Origin of the sequence: Oscillatoria sp. FACHB-1407, from assembly GCF_014697545.1 — a bacterium.
Taxonomy (GTDB): Bacteria; Cyanobacteriota; Cyanobacteriia; order Elainellales; family Elainellaceae; genus FACHB-1407.
Map to the genome: position 1 here is coordinate 66,614 of NZ_JACJSA010000006.1, position 15,149 is coordinate 81,762.

A 15,149-nucleotide genomic window follows, 5' to 3' on the forward strand; every position below is an offset into this window, starting at 1 on the left:
TGATATGTCAACCGAACTTGAAACTGGTCTACCGAGCATCCGCCAAATTCAAACCATGATTCGGGAAGAGCGGGAAGTTGAACTCAAGCTGATCACAAATGATCTATTGACGGGCAAGATGCGCTGGCAAGATCAAAACTGCATTTGTCTCATTGATCACTACGACCAGCCCACAATTATCTGGCGCAATGCCATTGTATTTATCAAACCCAAGCTCTAGTTGTCTGGTTCGCGTGACCCATCGGCTGATACCAGATTTGGCACCGTCTCACTCACCGGAACTGTGACGGCTGCAACTGGCAATTTAGATACCAGCGTCAATGGCACGATCCACTGCTGAGCCAGCTTTAGATTAGCATCACTGCCACATAACAAGAGGCGATCGCCTAGCTCCAACTCAGCGGTGCCATTGGGGAAGCGAATGAATTTGCCCTCGCGGCGAATAGCCTGTACCTGCACGCCATGTTGACGGCTCAGATCTAGCTCAGCCAGGGTCTTGTTGATAACTGGGCTATGATTAGGCACGATCAGCCACTGACAGCACGCCATTTCCTTTGCACGGACTGGGGCTTCGCCTTTTGCCAGATCCTTAAACGCAGCTAGCTCCTCCGGCTCACCCACCAACAACAGGCGATCGCCTCCTTGCAACACCGTTTGACTGTCTGGATAGTCCTTTTCCTGCCCGTCTGTGCGTTGAATCGCCAGCAGGCTAACCCCTAGCAACCGCCGCAAATCAGCCTCTTCGAGGGTCATTCCCACTAAAGGAGACGTATCCGGTAAGGTGTACCACTGGCGGTTCATATCCTGTGTTGCACTGCGGAGTTCGCGGGACACCTCATCCAGAGACTGTTCTGGGCGCAGGTCAAGGTAATGACTGTTGCGGATGTCTGCCACTTCCCGTTGGACTGTTCCAGGGTTCAATCCCATTTGAACTAGTAGATGGGAGGATAGCTCTAAACTTGCTTCAAATTCCGGTTGTACCACCTCCCGTGCGCCCAGTTGATACAGTAATTCGATGTCTTTATCCTGTCCTGCTCGGACGACAACATCCAGATCAGGAGCTAGTTCCAGGGCACGCTTGAGGCACAGCCGAGTGCTCATCGGGTCAGGTAGGGCGATCGCCATTCCTTTGGCGCGGGTCACTCCTGCCGCCTCCATGACGTGTAGACTCGCCGCGTTGCCGTAGATGTAGGACACACCCAGTTCACGCACCTGCTGAATCACCTGCTCCGACTGGTCAATGACCACAACCGGATAGTTGTGCTCCCGCAACAGGCGGACAATATTGCGACCGACTCGCCCATATCCGCACACCACAACATGATCTTGGGTGGGCACATCCTCTGACATCTCAACGGCGCGATCGGCACCCTCCAGCCAATCCTTAAACCAGGGAACAGTCTCTGCCCACAGGAAGAGTTGGGGCACCAATCGCAACACAAACGGTGTGAAGACTAACGTAACGGCAGTTGTTCCTAAAATCAGCAGGTAAACCTGACGAGAGACGATCCCCAATGCCTGACCTTTACTCGCCAGGACGAAGGAAAATTCCCCAATTTGAGCTAACCCCAACCCGGCAATCAAGGCAGTCTTGAGGGGATAGCGGAATGCTCGCACCAGCGGTGTGACGATGAGAAACTTGCCGACAAAAACCAGAGCAACCAATCCCAGGATCAATTCCAGGTTGTTCCAGATAAACACCGGGTCGATCAACATCCCCACGGCTGCAAAAAACAAACTCGCGAAGATATCACGAATCGGTTCTACGTAGGTCAGCGTTTGGTCGGCGTACTCCACCTCTGAGATCATGAGTCCGGCGATGAATGCCCCCATCTCAATCGACAGCCCCAAATGCTCTGTCAACAGGGCAATGCCAAGACAAAGCGCGACTACACCCAGCAGAAATAACTCTCGGCTCTCCGTCCGTGCCAGCAACCGCAACAGCGAGGGAATCACCCAAATGCCAGCGGCGATCGCTCCTGCGGCTAGCAGAGCGGTTTGCAACAATGCCCACCCGACAGCAATACCAATCTCATCAGCGGGGCGATCGAGGGCAGGCAACACCGCTAACATCAGTCCTAATGCCAGGTCTTGCACTACCAAAATGCCCAGCATGACTCGACCGTGTGGGGTTTCCGTCTCGTTGCGCTCCATCAAACACTTGAGCACAACCGCGGTCGATGAGAGCGACAAGATAGCCCCTAAAAACACCCCTTGAGTAGGAGATGTAACCCAGCCAATACCAATCGAAACCAGAGCCGTCACTAAAATCGTGGAGAGAATTTGTAGCGTCCCTCCCCCCAAACTGATGGCTTGCACTTTCCTCAATTCAGCAAAGGAGAATTCCACACCCAGTGCAAACAGCAAAAATGCAGCTCCCAGTTGTGCCAGTGTTTCTACCTGAACTAATTCCTTTATTAGCCCCAACCCAGCAGGGCCAACTAACACCCCTCCCACCAAATAACCCAGCAACACGGGCTGTTTTAACAACGCGGCGAGCAATCCGCCTCCAGCTGCTGCTGCTAATACCATTACTAAATCAACAATCAGCCTGACGTCTTCTTGCACGGGTTCCTAGCGATCCTGAGAGAAATGTTAAATAGTCTTAATTCTTAGAATACAGAGTTTTGTAGGTGACTGGGAGAGGAGATTGGGTGAAACAGGTAATTTGTAAAAACAGTTGGAACTCCTGGGAAAGGAATGTTAGTCTATCTGGTCAAGAGTGTTTGCCTCCTCATCGTCGCCTCCTCACCATGACTTCTCTGATCTCTAGACTCCGCGTTGTCTCTCCTCAATTGAATCGTCTGATTCGTCAGCCTCGATTGATTCTTAGTCTATTTTTTGGCTTGATTGTTTTGTTATCGGTCTTAACTAGCCCTGCTCAAGCGTTTCAAGTGCAGGTGCAGCCAACGAATCCACAACTGGGAGACACGATCTCGGTAATTGTGCAGAGCGATCGCCCCAACACAACTCCCACAGTTACCTTTAACCAGAAGACCTACCCAACGTTTGCCACAGGCACCAATCGTTATCGAGCACTGCTGCCCACGACTCCGCTCGATCGCCCTGGGCGGATGACGATTCAGGTCACGGATGGTCAGGATGTCAGCAACTTAGCGGTAAACTTGCGCGATCGCTCCTTTCCCACACAGCGCATCCGCGTGAGGGGGGGTGGTTCTGACGGCACAGATTTTGAGTTTAATCGGGTGAATGAGTTTAAGCGGTTAGTGACGCCTGAAAAGTTTTGGAGCGGGGCATTTGCCCGTCCGGCAGGGGGTGAAATTACCTCCGTGTACGGGGTACGGCGGTATTACAACGGTGTTTTTGCGCAAAACTACTATCACCGAGGCGTGGATTACGGCGGTGGTGCAGGTGCCCCAGTGGTGGCTCCGGCTCCCGGTCGAGTGGTGTTAGTAGGACGCGAATCGGAAGGATTTCGGCTCCATGGCAACACCATTGGTATTGACCATGGGCAGGGCGTTTCCAGCATTTTTCTGCATCTCAGCCGCATGGATGTGCGTGAGGGAGATTTTGTGCAAGCAGGGCAACGGATTGGGGCGATCGGGGCGACTGGTTCCGCCACTGGACCCAATTTACATTGGGGCTTGTATGTGCATGGGCAGTCGGTTGACCCTGTTCCCTGGCGGTATGACGGGTTTGAGTAGAGCTTACCTGTAGCATTGGCGCGAAAGTTTCACACAATCTATATCAAATTCGGTGCCTTTTATGGAATCTGGGGCAAACTATAGCTGAGGGACATAAGCTTGCCCCCTCAACGTCTCCCTGGATATAGAGAACAACAATATGAGTATTGAGAAAATTGTTGAACAAGCCCTACAGGATGGGTATTTGACTCCTGCAATGGAAGCTGAAGTTGGGCGCATTTGTGATACCGCCTCAGAGCTTTCAATCGAAGAATACATGGCGTTAGATCGGCTCATGGGAGCTTTGCTAACGGGGGAAGTGGTTGCTGTTCCCCGGAAGCAGTTTATTAACGTGATGGAAGAACTGGTATTGACTGAGGCGATCGCCCGTGTCGCCGAGATTGAAGCCACCAGTGATTGCACCTTAGATTTAGGTGATATTGCGGCTTACGCACTCAACCGTCTCCCTCCCCTGTATGCCACAACCGAGGAAGGAGCCGACTATCAACGGGGGCGTGCTAAAGACGATCTGCAAGCTCTGATTGCTCAGCAAGTCAGCGATGCGATCGCCCGTAGTCTCGATCGCCCTGACTTCTACCCTGAGCGGCAGGTGCTCGGCAAAAATGCTGGAGATGAGGTGTTGAGCCAAGTTAGCACGCTGCTGAAAGCTTATGCCCATAAATATGAGGCAGAGCCACAAAGTTAACCCTACAAAAAGGTTACTTCACAGAAAAAGTAGCTCTGAGCGGAGGTTTCATGACCTTTTCAGCCAACCTGATGCTTTGACTGGTATCAAGGGATCTGGTTGAGGGAGCTATTAATCTGATTTCAAGGGTGCTTGAGTTGGCAAGCTTAGCTCAGACATCAAAGCTAAAGCCGTTTTTAAGACGGTGCATCGATTGGTTATCTCTGTCATTGGAATACTGTTTGGCTAAGCGGGTGAAAGCCCGCTTTTTTGTGCAATAAGCGTCATGACGGTTGCTATACAATGCAAAAAGGATTTAGTTGTGTCTAGGTAGTAACACTATGGCAGTTAAGAGAGGCGATATCGTCCGCGCAGTTCGAGAAAAGCTAGACAATAGCCTGGAAGCGAAGGCAAGTGATACCCGTTTCCCCCCTTATATTTTTGAGACAAAGGGTGAAGTCGTAGACGCACGAGGCGATTATGTGCTGGTCAAGTTTGGGCATGTGCCTACTCCAAATGTTTGGCTCCGAGCTGACCAACTCGAAAAATTTGAATAGCTATTTGTGATTGTGGCGATCGCTGCTATGGGGTTCCATTATGATTTCACTTAACCCTTCCCCCGTTTACTGTCAGCATGCAAAGGTTGCGATTGTTGGTGCAGGTAACGTTGGCGGAACCTTGGCTCAACGCATTGTCGAACGTAATCTGGCAGATGTTGTGTTACTGGATGTCGTGTCAGGTCGTCCGCAGGGAATTGCACTCGATCTGATGGAGGCTAGCGGCATCGAAGGACATAGCCGTCACATCAGCGGTACGACTAACTATGCGGATACGGCTGGGTCTGACATTGTGGTGATTACCGCAGGCTTGCCTCGCAAACCCGGCATGAGTCGGGATGATCTGTTGAGGACTAACGCCAAAATCATCACAGATGCTGCAAAACAGGCGATCGCTCACTCTCCAGATGCTCTGCTCATCGTTGTCACTAATCCGCTGGATGTCATGACCTATCTGGCATGGCAAGCCAGTGGTCTACCCACAAACCGGGTGATGGGTATGGCAGGTATTCTTGACTCTGCCCGGTTTCAAACCTTTATTGCCCTGGAGTTGGGGATTGCTGCTGCCGATGTCAACGCGATGGTGTTGGGGAGTCATGGTGACTTGATGGTGCCTTTACCCCGCTATTCCACGGTGAGCGGTGTGCCCATTACAGATTTGTTTGATGCTTCAACCATTGATCGCTTAATCGAGCGGACACGCAATGGTGGGGCTGAAATTGTTGAATTGATGCAGACAGGCGGCGCGTACTATGCTCCTGCTTCTTCGACCTGTGTCATGATTGAAACGATTCTGCTCAATCAACCCCGTCTCTTGCCCGTAGCCGCTTACCTGCATGGTCAGTATGGGCTGGAGGATATTTTTATTGGTGTGCCCGCCCGCTTAGGCTGTCGCGGAGTGGAGGGCATTTTAGAACTGAAGCTGACTGAAGCTGAATCTACTGCACTTCATTCTTCTGCTCAGGCAGTGCGGCAGAATATCGAGAAGGCTCTGGCTTTGTTGTAATTATAGGTTTGGTCAGAAAGCTTAAGGCAACGGCAATGGCTCAAACCCTGATCTGGACAGGCTCTCTGACTCGCCTCCGCCTTACCATACCAATTTGAATTGAAACCGCGACAAAACCCTGTACGGGTTTGGCATTGCCAAACCCCTCCTAAACCTTGATTTTCCGTAGTCCGCGTCGGCGAACTTCGCTCTAGTAGCCGCGAATTCATTCGCCGGGCTCTTAAACCGAACTTAACTGCATCTCTCTTCCACGTTTAGCCATTGACCAATGACGAAGGACAAATAATCATCTCATTGATCTGTGGTTGCTGAGTGCATTTCTTGCCAGTCTTGCCCCAATTGGATCGTGACGTCGGATTGCAAATCGCCTGTACTTTCAACGCGAACTTCTCCAGTTCCCAGAACTTGCCGAATCGCTTCAGCCGTCTCGCGATCGCCATCTTGGGCAATAATGCGGGTCACTCTCAACGGTTGGCTCCAGGGGTCATCAACGATGACGTTGCCGAAGCCTGCTTCTCCTAGAGTGTCGATGACGCGATCGATCGTGGGATCATCGCCAGTACTATCTTGAATTGCAACTCGGACATAGTCTGGAATGACCTCTTCATCGACCACAGCACCCGCCTCAAAGTATCGGGCTGCCATCTCTTCAATGCGACTGGAACTGGGTAACCAGTAACTCACCTCATATTCCGTGGGAGAACTAAATTCTCCTGGCAGCATTAACATCTGCACACTGGAACGGTTCATTTCTGAAGCAAAGCTGGTGAGCGCGACCAACTCTTCGACGCTGAGGTTGGTGTCGAGGTTTTCTTGAATGACCGATAAGATTTGGGGTAAGCGGGTAATGGTAGCTGGGCTGAGAGCTTGCTCCATTAACGCCCGCATCATCATCTGTTGGCGTTGAATGCGCCCAATATCCCCGTTGCGATCGTGCCGGAAGCGCAAAAACTGCAATGCCTGACTGCCGTTGAGGTGCTGATCCCCTTGGTTGAGGTTGATGTACAGGTGTTGGCTGTCGTCCTGATAGTACATATCATAGGGAACGTAAATATCCACCCCCCCCAGAGCATCAATTAGCTTTTCAACCCCCTGCACGTTGATGCGAATGTAGCGATCGACAGGTACCCCACCTAATAAATCACTGGTTGAAGAAGCGGCTAGTGCAGGACCACCATAGAGGTTAGCTTCATTCAGCTTGGTGAGCCCAACTCCTTCAACCCAGGTGCGGGTGTCGCGGGGCAACGACAACACAACCAACTGCGAGGTTTCTGGGTCAAACCGCAGCAACAACATTGTGTCAGACAATCCCTCAAACGAGTTCACCAGAGTGTGGTAGCCCAAATCCTGGGTTTCTGGTGGAGGTTCGTTGACATCAGAACTCAATACCTTAACCCCCAACACGAGGATATTGACAGGGCGAGACAATCGCGGCAAGCGAAAATCCATTCCTGTGGAGATGTTTTCCTGATCAAACACCTCAGCTTCTTCGGGGCTTAGCTCTGTTTGCATCAGCGGCGTACTGGCGATCGACACTGCCACCAGTGCCCCTGCGGTTGCGGACACCATCGCCACGCCCAACAATCCCAGCACTAGCCAGAGTCCTCTATTTTTATTGGGTTTAGAGGGTTTTCGTCGCGGATCTTTGGGTTGAGGGGAGGGAGGATAATAAATTCGAGTTGACACAAACTTGCTCACACTAAAGGAAATGCAAAGTCAATTTTGAGGAGATTACAAAGTCGATATTTCAAAGACACTATATCTAGAGCTATGAAACTTGAAGTGACGTCTTGAGCAAATATAGACCCTATATCTGTAAATTTCACTAATTTTCTAAAAAATTCTTTTAATCGACGTAATATTTCTGGTTTTTAATGAACCTTCACTAGCTTTAACCTAAATCCATGACAGTGTCATCGTACTACTGGTTGATAGTACGATTTGGATGGGTGAGTACCCTGAATGGTTCTTTAAGGGATGCGATCGCCGTTAGGGGATGCGATCGCCGTTAGGGGATGCGATCGCCGTTAGGGGATGCGATCGCCCACCTGGCTCAACCCGGGTAGCCAGATAGATTTACGTCGCCACAACCGCACCATCAGCCAAACATTAGTTAAGAAATAACCAGAGGTCAGCAGGCTACTCATGATCAAAAAAGGCAATGCGACCGTATCAGATGCCTGTGCTCCAGTGCCTAATAGCAGATACCCAAACAACCAGCCTGTTGCCAACAATACCGCCAATCGACTGACTGCCCGTTGTTGTTTGTTCCCCTGTCGTCGATAGAGCGACCATAGAGCCGGGAAAAAACCAACCACTGGAATCAGGTAAATAAACGTTTGTAATCGACGCAGGTCTTGTTCACCAAAGGGATCAGCGGGTTTCATAAGCAGGGGAGAAGGAGAAGAAAAAAAGAAGAGGGAAGAGAGAAAAAGAAGGATAAACGATAAAGGCTGAAGGATAAAAGTAAAGAAGAGTAATCGATGGAGAATACCGTTGATCTGTGTGGATAAAGTACATCCAGAGTCTTATGTTCTAATCATTTGCACTTGGAGGTTAGACAGATCGAGGGCTGAAAGCATCTATTTTTTTCTTCATCTTTCTTCTATTTTCTTTTTTCCCTTTTCTTTCTTCTATGCGGCTAACTCCTTCTGAAGAAAGTCTAACGTACGACTCCAGGCATCGGTTGCTGCTTCAGCGTTATACACTTCAGGGCGAGTGTCATTAAAAAAGGCGTGGTCGGTGTTGGGATAGGTGTGAGTGGCGATCGCCCCTCCTGCCTCTTGAATGGAAGCTGCTAACGCCTTAACCGCATCTGCTGGAACGAAACTATCATTCTCAGCAAAGATCCCTAAAACGGGAGCAGTGAGTTTAGAAAAGTCGGGATGGACGTTGGGATGAATGCCATAAAAATCAACGACGGCTCCAACATTGTCGCTGACAGTTGCCGCTAACAATGCCAGTTGACCACCCATGCAAAAGCCAACTACCCCAATCTTGGGAAGGGTCACCGCCTCTTGTCCCAATAAAAATCGGGCTGCAACCTGCAAATCTTGAGCGGTTTGGTCAATGTTGAGTGCCATCAGCAATCGCCCCGCCTCATCGGGAGAGGTGGTTTGAATCCCTTTAAAGAGATCGGGAGCAAGAGCAACAAAGCCTGCTGCTGCAAAGCGATCGGCAACTGATTTGATGTGAGGCACCAGACCCCACCATTCCTGTAGCACAATCACCCCTGGACCTGATCCAGATTCTGGCAACGCCAAGTAGCCAATTCCGTCAATGTCCATTCCCATGCCTGCACACTCCGAGTAAGGTTTTATTACCGACAATACTCTAGCACTCCACCTAATTGAACGTTCATGACCTCTGTAACCAAGCCCACCGCATGGCAAGTCGGACTGATCCTCACGCTGGGGATTGTCTCTGTTTCGACAGCCGCTATCTTTATTCGTTTGGCATTAGCGGCGGCTGATGCTCGTGGGGTTGGGTTTAGTTTAGTCCTGGCAGCCCTGCGACTGACGATGGCGGCGTTGTTGCTGGTTCCAGCATGGCGTAATTTTCGGAGCACATCATTTCAACCCAACGCCATGTATTACTCATTAGCTGCGGGGGGTTGTCTGGCACTGCACTTTGGCACCTGGATTACGTCGCTGTCTTATACGTCGATCGCCGCTTCGACAACACTCGTAACCACTAATCCGATCTGGGTAGCGTTGTTGTCATGGGTGTGGTTTAAGGAAAAGCCAACGGTTCTAACAACCACAGGAATTGGCGTTACCCTGGCAGGGGGGGTGTTAGTTGGGTTGACGGGTTCAGAGACAGCGGATGCGGGTAGTAATCCTCTCTTAGGCAATATTCTGGCTCTGATCGGCTCCTGGGCAGTGAGTTTGTACTTTTTGTTGGGGCGGGAGGCGCAGCGACGGGGGCTTGGCATTGGTAGCCATGCGGTGTTGACCTATAGCACCGCTGCTCTGGTGTTGCTGCCGTTGCCGTTGCTGTTTAATTCGGCTTACACGGGCTATTCGGGGGAGGTGTACCTGTATATCTTTTTGATGGCGTTGTTTCCGCAAGCGATCGGGCATACCAGTTTTAACTGGGCGGTGCGCTGGATTTCACCGACTTTAGTGACGTTGGTGATTTTGGCGGAACCGGTTGGCTCAGGCATTCTGGGCTTTATCGTCTTTCGTGAAAACCCTGGCATTCGGGTGTTGGTTGGGGCGGTGATTATTCTGGCGGGGGTGGCGATCGCCGTCCTGGGTTCTCGTAAATCGGCTGAAACGGAGGCAAACCAAGCCTAGAATGGTAGGCGATGCTGATCAAGGACAACCGCGACCCTTGCGATAACGCCGGAGGCGCACGCTATGAAAAAACTGTTAGTGACGGGTGCCAGTGGGTTCTTAGGGTGGAATGTTTGTCAGGCGGCTCAAGCCAATTGGCAAGTCTATGGCACCTATGCAACCCATCCAGTGACAATTTCTGGTGTGACAACGTTGAAGGTTGACCTGACTGACTACAGGGCTTTGCAGGAGCTATTTCAGTCGCTACAACCCGATGCGGTGATTCACCTAGCGGCGCAATCTAGCCCTAATGTGTGTCAAACCCAACCTGAAGCGGCTTATGCAATTAATGTCACTGCCTCAGCAAATCTAGCGGGCTTGAGTGGCGATCGCGCTATTCCCTGTGTGTTTACTTCCAGCGACCTGGTGTTTGACGGACGAAACGCCCCTTACACAGAAACTGATCCGGTGTGTCCCATCAGTCACTACGGCGAGCAAAAAGTGTTGGCAGAGCAAGAAATGCGATCGCGCCATCCGGGGGTGGCGGTTTGTCGTATGCCGTTGATGTTTGGCTACGCACCGAATGCCGTCAGCTTTCTTCAGCCCTTTCTCCAAACGATGCGATCGGGGAAGCCCTTAAGCCTGTTTGTGGATGAGGTTCGTACTCCTGTTAGCGGTCGGGATGCGGCTCAAGGTTTGTTGCTGGCACTCGAACAGGTACAAGGTTACCTGCATTTGGGAGGATGCGATCGCCTGTCTCGGTATGAGTTTGGTCGTCACATGGTGGAAGTTCTGGAGTTGACGGAGGCGAATATCAGTGCCTGTCGGCAAGCCGATGTGCCCATGCCTGCGCCTCGCCCTGCTGATGTCTCACTTGACAGCTCCAAAGCCTTTGAGTTGGGATACAATCCCGGTTCTATTCGCGAGGAGTTAGCGTTTCTGCGAGACGTGCTTTAATTCGTGGTCAATCTAAAATCCGTTGATTGGGACATATCCCGTTCGAGATACCATAGAGACAGTGAAATGGATTGAGCTATGGTTGAACGTCCTATCAAAAAATCTGAGCGGCAAGCGATCGCCCAATCGAGCGAAGAGGGCGGCGAAGCTCAAGGAACTGAACTGACTGCTAAGCGGGATACCCCGAAACCTGTTCGGGCAAAAGATAAGCCCCCCGGTGGCAAGTCAGACGAGCGGAGATCAGACGATCGAAAATCAAAAGGGAAAGGCAAAGGCGGCAAACGGGGATCACGGGACGACGACCAACCCAAAGCTCCTGCTAATCTGGCAACGATGCGCGGTCCGCGCCCTGTAAAAGCCCAACCTGAACCAGAACCCGTAGTAGACGAAACCCCGACAGATGAATCGTTAGACGAAGCCTTGACTGAAGAAACGACAGACGAGGCAACTGAGGGAGTAGAGAGTGAGGCGTAGGGGCAAAGGAAGGATAAACGATAAAGGCTGAAGGATAAAAGAAGAGGGAGTAGGGGGGCGGCGCGACGTGCGACTTAAAGGTTTAGCTCCCCTATTTTTTGTTGAGCAGTCCAGTCTGCTTCAGCAGACCTCATGCCATTAGCCCGCACTTGAGTTGTGGGTGGGGCTCCTGACTCGCCTCCGTCCCATCAAATGTGGCTACAACTATAGCCTTCGCGATCGCCCTTTTCATGCTTCAGCTTTTATCGTTTATCCTTCTTTATTTCTCCTACGGTTCAACAATGACCGTTGTACCCATTTCGATCTGAGCAAACAACGCCACAACGTCCTCATTTCGCATCCGTACGCACCCATTTGAGGCAGCCCGTCCAATCGACGAAAGGGTCGGTGTGCCGTGAAATCCGATAATGCCATTGGGCATTCGAGTAAAGCCAATCCAACGTACTCCCAGCGCACTATTGGGCCCCGGTGGGGTGACTTCACCCGTCCAGGGATTTTGCCAGCGAGGGTTTTCGATCATCTGAAATACTTGAAAGCGACCCGTTGGAGTGGGTGTATCCGATCGCCCAATCGCCACGGGGTAACTGGCTAAGACGCGATCGCCCTGATATAGATAGACTCGGCGTTGCCCCAGCTTCAACACAATGTGGGGTTCTGGCTCCTCAATCGTCGGCAGATAGTTGGATGGCGCAGCCAGCGGCGGCAAATCGGGAATACGAACATCAACGTAGGAAAATGAGAACGACGGATGAAGCGGCGTGAGTGGTAGAGGAGTGTTGGCGATCGCAGGAGTGGAGCCGAAAATGACCTGGGTTGCTCCGATAGAAAGGGCGATCGCAACCTGACGAGAGAATAAAGGGAAAGGTTTAGACCATTCAAACCGTTGCATACAAGGGTTAACCGTTGACATCCACTCTAAGCCGACGAATCTGATGAGTTGTTGAGCCGAGGTAAGAAGCCCAACGTCTGTATAGGTTACGCTATGCTAACCTATCCTCAGGCTGATTTTACCCGCTAAACTTTCATCTGGTGGTGTTCCAAACCTGTTGATAACCTCTGTAAGACCCCCTGTAGTCCCCCTTACCAAGGGGGACGGCGACAGCCGGGGGTTAGTAGCAACAGATCTGAAACACTACCCTTTCATCTTGGGCTTTCAGGGCGTTTGCCTGCGTTTCGCACGTTGATAATCTTGCCCAACAAATCAAACCAGAAAGACGCTCCCATAGAGATGGCTAGACCGCTAACTATCCATCCCGGCAACCCTTTCAGAAATTTCAGCACTGACGAGCCATTCTCAGGAAACTGTTGACTTCTATTGTCCTCACTCCAACCAATGGGCAGTGGCAGCGATTGGCTGACGCCAGTCCGAAGGCACTCCAATGCGGCATTGTTGTCGCCTCCTGTGGACTGAGATGGACAAGCCGCAACCACAAAATCTGCATTGTTAGCCAACGCATCTCGCAATGCTGCATCAGTTGAGAGGCGATCGACGATATGAAACGTGTCTGCATTGATGACCAACGCCAATAGAAAACCGATTAAAAAGGCTACTCCCTTGGCATTGCGTTTATAAACTCCTGAGGCACGCTCCATAGAGCGGTCAAACCAGGTTTGTACCTCTACTTGAAATTGGCTTAACTCAGTTTCAACCACCTCAACTTTGGCTTGAGCCCGTTGTAGATTCAATTGGGCGCGTCGGGCAAGAGCAGCTAAGCTCTGACGCACGGAAGGAGATAGTTTATTAGAAACCTTGTTGATCTCTTGCTTGACAGAGTCATAAGCTCCATACAGGCGATCGGCAGGCTCAGCGGCTTCAATCTCCTGACGCAACGTAAGATAGGTCTGGTGTTTGGCTTTAGCCTCATCTACAACGTCATCGACTAACAGGTCGAGTGTTTGCACCAAACTGGGTTGCAATCGTGCCATAAACTCGTTGATATGGTCATCCGTGCCATCTTTAAATAAAGTTTTTCTGATGGCAGCTAGTTGATCGACGAGTTGTTGCACAACCGATTCATCTTGAGTGAGCAGTTGTACCTGATTAATGAATGAGGTATTTACTGTTAGATCTAATTCATCCTCGATTTGATTGACAGCGGCAAATAAAGTGATTGTCTCATCTCTGTAGGCTTGACAGATTTCAATCAGCCTTGCTTCTAAAGTGGTGAAACCTGCGGTTAACGTTTCACGAATGGCATCATTGAGCTGCAAATTTGGATCGTCTAGATAGCTTCTAACCTTAGTACTAATTTCGATATCGACTAATTTTTGTAGGTTGAGAGCTACTAATTTTTGGTTGAGTTGAGGGATGTTTAATCGCTCTAATAACGTGCTTGCAAAGGTTTCAGCGGGGATATAAGATGGCTCGTTGCCCACCAGGGTTCTATTTTTTCGTAGCCCAAATAGGGTAACAATCATCCGCGCTATTTTTCGGAGCGTTGCTTCTATTCCTTCAAACGATCCCTGGCTGATATTTTTAACTAAAGGATTGTTGTAAATATCATCAACAATTTCTCTTGCTTTCCTGCGGTTTTCTGTATCTCTTGCTTGATTGTCTAAATCGTCTCCACCTGCCAATAAAATCTCAATCGACTTCTTCAGATGAGCTGCTCTCCATTGCAGGATTGTGGTCAGCAATTCCTGAATTTCTGAGGCTAGAAGGCTAATAATTAGATAAATAAAGACTAGACCGATCGCCACATCGAGAATAAAAGGCAAATTCACTGGAATAACTCCAAATTTCTACTTTATCCATTCAATAGCATGTATAGCCGCGGTTTTAACCGCCAAAATCCTTGTCCTGAATTCACGTAAATAACCATTAACGAAATCAGGTTTCTTAGCCTATTGAGACAATGTAAAGATTGTAGTTTTGCTGATGGTGATGACTGGAACTCAAGATAGCAGTCCTCAATCATCTGTACAGATATTGGCAAACAAGTATTTACAAACAAGTATTTACAAACAAGTATTGGCAAACAGGGGGTTTACGCTTCTCGCCTCTCACAACTCACTTGGGTGGCTGTAGACCCAACACAGTTAGAATCAACCCAATTAAAATAGTGTTATCTTTAATACCATAAGTTTCTGATCTAATACTTAGTCAGAGTAAATCAAAATTTAAGAATAGATTCACTGGGTATAAATTCACATTGAAACTTGGTTACATTGTTGAAAGTCGTCATAAGTATAAAATGGGTTGATTAAATTTAGGGATATTGAGAACGCTTCATCATTTCCCAACTTTGCGCTGTCAAATTATTTTGTGTTGTCAAATATTACTGGCTGACTCAAAGTTATCAGAATAAACTCAATAGCCTGTCTTTTGGTTTGATCGATCGTCAGGGTGAGTATAGCCGTAGCCACCCCTGGAACGGAGGCGAGTCAGGAAGCTTTCCCAGCATTAGGGTTTGAGCCATTGACTTTGCCTTAAGCCTTTTGACCGACGCCATATATTCATTTTTTGGTATGAAATTGAGTAGAAAGAATCATTTCTGTTGAATTTCCCCTCCTGTAGAGCTTGATTGTGTGAGCGCAGACCCGTAGAGA

At 49.8% G+C, this 15,149-nt stretch carries 15 protein-coding genes; 8 read left to right on the plus strand and 7 right to left on the minus strand.

Annotated features, from left to right (window positions below; genetic code table 11):
• Positions 1–4 precede the first annotated feature (4 nt).
• The gene (locus tag H6G89_RS11725; protein WP_190506293.1) at positions 5–220 is read left to right on the plus strand and encodes an Hfq-related RNA-binding protein; all 216 of its coding nucleotides are present in this window, start codon (positions 5–7) and stop codon (positions 218–220) included.
• On the opposite strand, the gene H6G89_RS11730 is transcribed toward H6G89_RS11725, so the two are convergent.
• Positions 217–2,568: a cation:proton antiporter domain-containing protein gene (locus H6G89_RS11730; RefSeq protein WP_190506295.1), complete on the minus strand. Its 2,352-nt coding sequence runs from the start codon at positions 2,566–2,568 to the stop codon at positions 217–219. The genes H6G89_RS11725 and H6G89_RS11730 overlap by 4 nt on opposite strands.
• Positions 2,569–2,753: 185 nt before the next feature.
• Here H6G89_RS11730 and H6G89_RS11735 point away from each other — a divergent pair, with 185 nt between their 5' ends.
• From H6G89_RS11735 to mdh, 4 genes are all read left to right on the plus strand, one after another.
• A complete protein-coding gene (locus H6G89_RS11735; protein ID WP_190506297.1) occupies positions 2,754–3,665 on the plus strand; it encodes a M23 family metallopeptidase in 912 nt (303 codons plus the stop codon).
• A 139-nt stretch (positions 3,666–3,804) separates the two neighbouring features.
• Complete coding sequence (locus tag H6G89_RS11740) at positions 3,805–4,350, plus strand: late competence development ComFB family protein (RefSeq protein WP_190506299.1); 546 nt, start codon at positions 3,805–3,807, stop codon at positions 4,348–4,350.
• 320 nt (positions 4,351–4,670) lie between these two features.
• Complete coding sequence (locus H6G89_RS11745) at positions 4,671–4,886, plus strand: NAD(P)H-quinone oxidoreductase subunit O (RefSeq protein WP_190506301.1); 216 nt, start codon at positions 4,671–4,673, stop codon at positions 4,884–4,886.
• A gap of 40 nt (positions 4,887–4,926) precedes the next feature.
• Positions 4,927–5,892 (plus strand): malate dehydrogenase, encoded by a 966-nt coding sequence (mdh, locus tag H6G89_RS11750; protein ID WP_190506303.1) that lies wholly within the window; start codon positions 4,927–4,929, stop codon positions 5,890–5,892.
• Here mdh and H6G89_RS11755 read toward each other — a convergent pair.
• The 4 genes from H6G89_RS11755 to H6G89_RS11770 all read right to left on the minus strand — a co-directional run bounded on the left by H6G89_RS11755 (position 5,847) and on the right by H6G89_RS11770 (position 9,179).
• Entirely contained in the window at positions 5,847–6,101 is a 255-nt protein-coding gene (locus H6G89_RS11755; RefSeq protein ID WP_190506305.1) for a hypothetical protein, read from the minus strand. The genes mdh and H6G89_RS11755 overlap by 46 nt on opposite strands.
• Positions 6,102–6,183: 82 nt before the next feature.
• Positions 6,184–7,578 carry an LCP family protein gene (locus tag H6G89_RS11760; RefSeq protein ID WP_309229800.1) on the minus strand — a complete coding sequence of 465 codons (1,395 nt, stop codon included), beginning with the start codon at positions 7,576–7,578 and terminating at the stop codon, positions 6,184–6,186.
• A 341-nt stretch (positions 7,579–7,919) separates the two neighbouring features.
• Positions 7,920–8,279, minus strand: a complete 360-nt coding sequence (locus H6G89_RS11765) for a hypothetical protein (RefSeq protein ID WP_190506308.1) — start codon at positions 8,277–8,279, stop codon at positions 7,920–7,922.
• Positions 8,280–8,525: 246 nt separating this feature from the next.
• Positions 8,526–9,179: a dienelactone hydrolase family protein gene (locus H6G89_RS11770; protein ID WP_199336675.1), complete on the minus strand. Its 654-nt coding sequence runs from the start codon at positions 9,177–9,179 to the stop codon at positions 8,526–8,528.
• A gap of 72 nt (positions 9,180–9,251) precedes the next feature.
• On the opposite strand from H6G89_RS11770, the gene H6G89_RS11775 reads away from it, so the two are divergent.
• The 3 genes from H6G89_RS11775 to H6G89_RS11785 all read left to right on the plus strand — a co-directional run bounded on the left by H6G89_RS11775 (position 9,252) and on the right by H6G89_RS11785 (position 11,600).
• Positions 9,252–10,190 (plus strand): DMT family transporter, encoded by a 939-nt coding sequence (locus H6G89_RS11775; RefSeq protein WP_190506311.1) that lies wholly within the window; start codon positions 9,252–9,254, stop codon positions 10,188–10,190.
• A 63-nt stretch (positions 10,191–10,253) separates the two neighbouring features.
• On the plus strand, positions 10,254–11,126 hold the full coding sequence (locus tag H6G89_RS11780) for an SDR family oxidoreductase (RefSeq protein WP_190506313.1): 873 nt from the start codon (positions 10,254–10,256) through the stop codon (positions 11,124–11,126).
• 78 nt (positions 11,127–11,204) lie between these two features.
• Entirely contained in the window at positions 11,205–11,600 is a 396-nt protein-coding gene (locus H6G89_RS11785) for a hypothetical protein (protein WP_190506315.1), read from the plus strand.
• 268 nt (positions 11,601–11,868) lie between these two features.
• Here the strand turns inward: H6G89_RS11785 and H6G89_RS11790 are convergent, their stop codons facing one another.
• Together H6G89_RS11790 and H6G89_RS11795 are read right to left on the minus strand one after the other, a co-directional pair.
• Entirely contained in the window at positions 11,869–12,510 is a 642-nt protein-coding gene (locus H6G89_RS11790; RefSeq protein WP_242059916.1) for a L,D-transpeptidase, read from the minus strand.
• 230 nt (positions 12,511–12,740) lie between these two features.
• The gene (locus H6G89_RS11795; protein WP_190506317.1) at positions 12,741–14,324 is read right to left on the minus strand and encodes a hypothetical protein; all 1,584 of its coding nucleotides are present in this window, start codon (positions 14,322–14,324) and stop codon (positions 12,741–12,743) included.
• Between the last annotated feature and the right edge of the window lie 825 nt (positions 14,325–15,149).

Coding starts and splice junctions, on each gene's coding strand:
- H6G89_RS11725 (WP_190506293.1), top strand. CDS start 5: ATGTCAACCGAACTTGAAACTGGTCTACCGAGCATCCGCCAAATTCAA.
- H6G89_RS11735 (WP_190506297.1), top strand. CDS start 2,754: ATGACTTCTCTGATCTCTAGACTCCGCGTTGTCTCTCCTCAATTGAAT.
- H6G89_RS11740 (WP_190506299.1), top strand. CDS start 3,805: ATGAGTATTGAGAAAATTGTTGAACAAGCCCTACAGGATGGGTATTTG.
- H6G89_RS11745 (WP_190506301.1), top strand. CDS start 4,671: ATGGCAGTTAAGAGAGGCGATATCGTCCGCGCAGTTCGAGAAAAGCTA.
- mdh (WP_190506303.1), top strand. CDS start 4,927: ATGATTTCACTTAACCCTTCCCCCGTTTACTGTCAGCATGCAAAGGTT.
- H6G89_RS11755 (WP_190506305.1), bottom strand. CDS start 6,101: ATGAATTCGCGGCTACTAGAGCGAAGTTCGCCGACGCGGACTACGGAA.
- H6G89_RS11765 (WP_190506308.1), bottom strand. CDS start 8,279: ATGAAACCCGCTGATCCCTTTGGTGAACAAGACCTGCGTCGATTACAA.
- H6G89_RS11770 (WP_199336675.1), bottom strand. CDS start 9,179: ATGGACATTGACGGAATTGGCTACTTGGCGTTGCCAGAATCTGGATCA.
- H6G89_RS11775 (WP_190506311.1), top strand. CDS start 9,252: ATGACCTCTGTAACCAAGCCCACCGCATGGCAAGTCGGACTGATCCTC.
- H6G89_RS11780 (WP_190506313.1), top strand. CDS start 10,254: ATGAAAAAACTGTTAGTGACGGGTGCCAGTGGGTTCTTAGGGTGGAAT.
- H6G89_RS11785 (WP_190506315.1), top strand. CDS start 11,205: ATGGTTGAACGTCCTATCAAAAAATCTGAGCGGCAAGCGATCGCCCAA.
- H6G89_RS11790 (WP_242059916.1), bottom strand. CDS start 12,510: ATGTCAACGGTTAACCCTTGTATGCAACGGTTTGAATGGTCTAAACCT.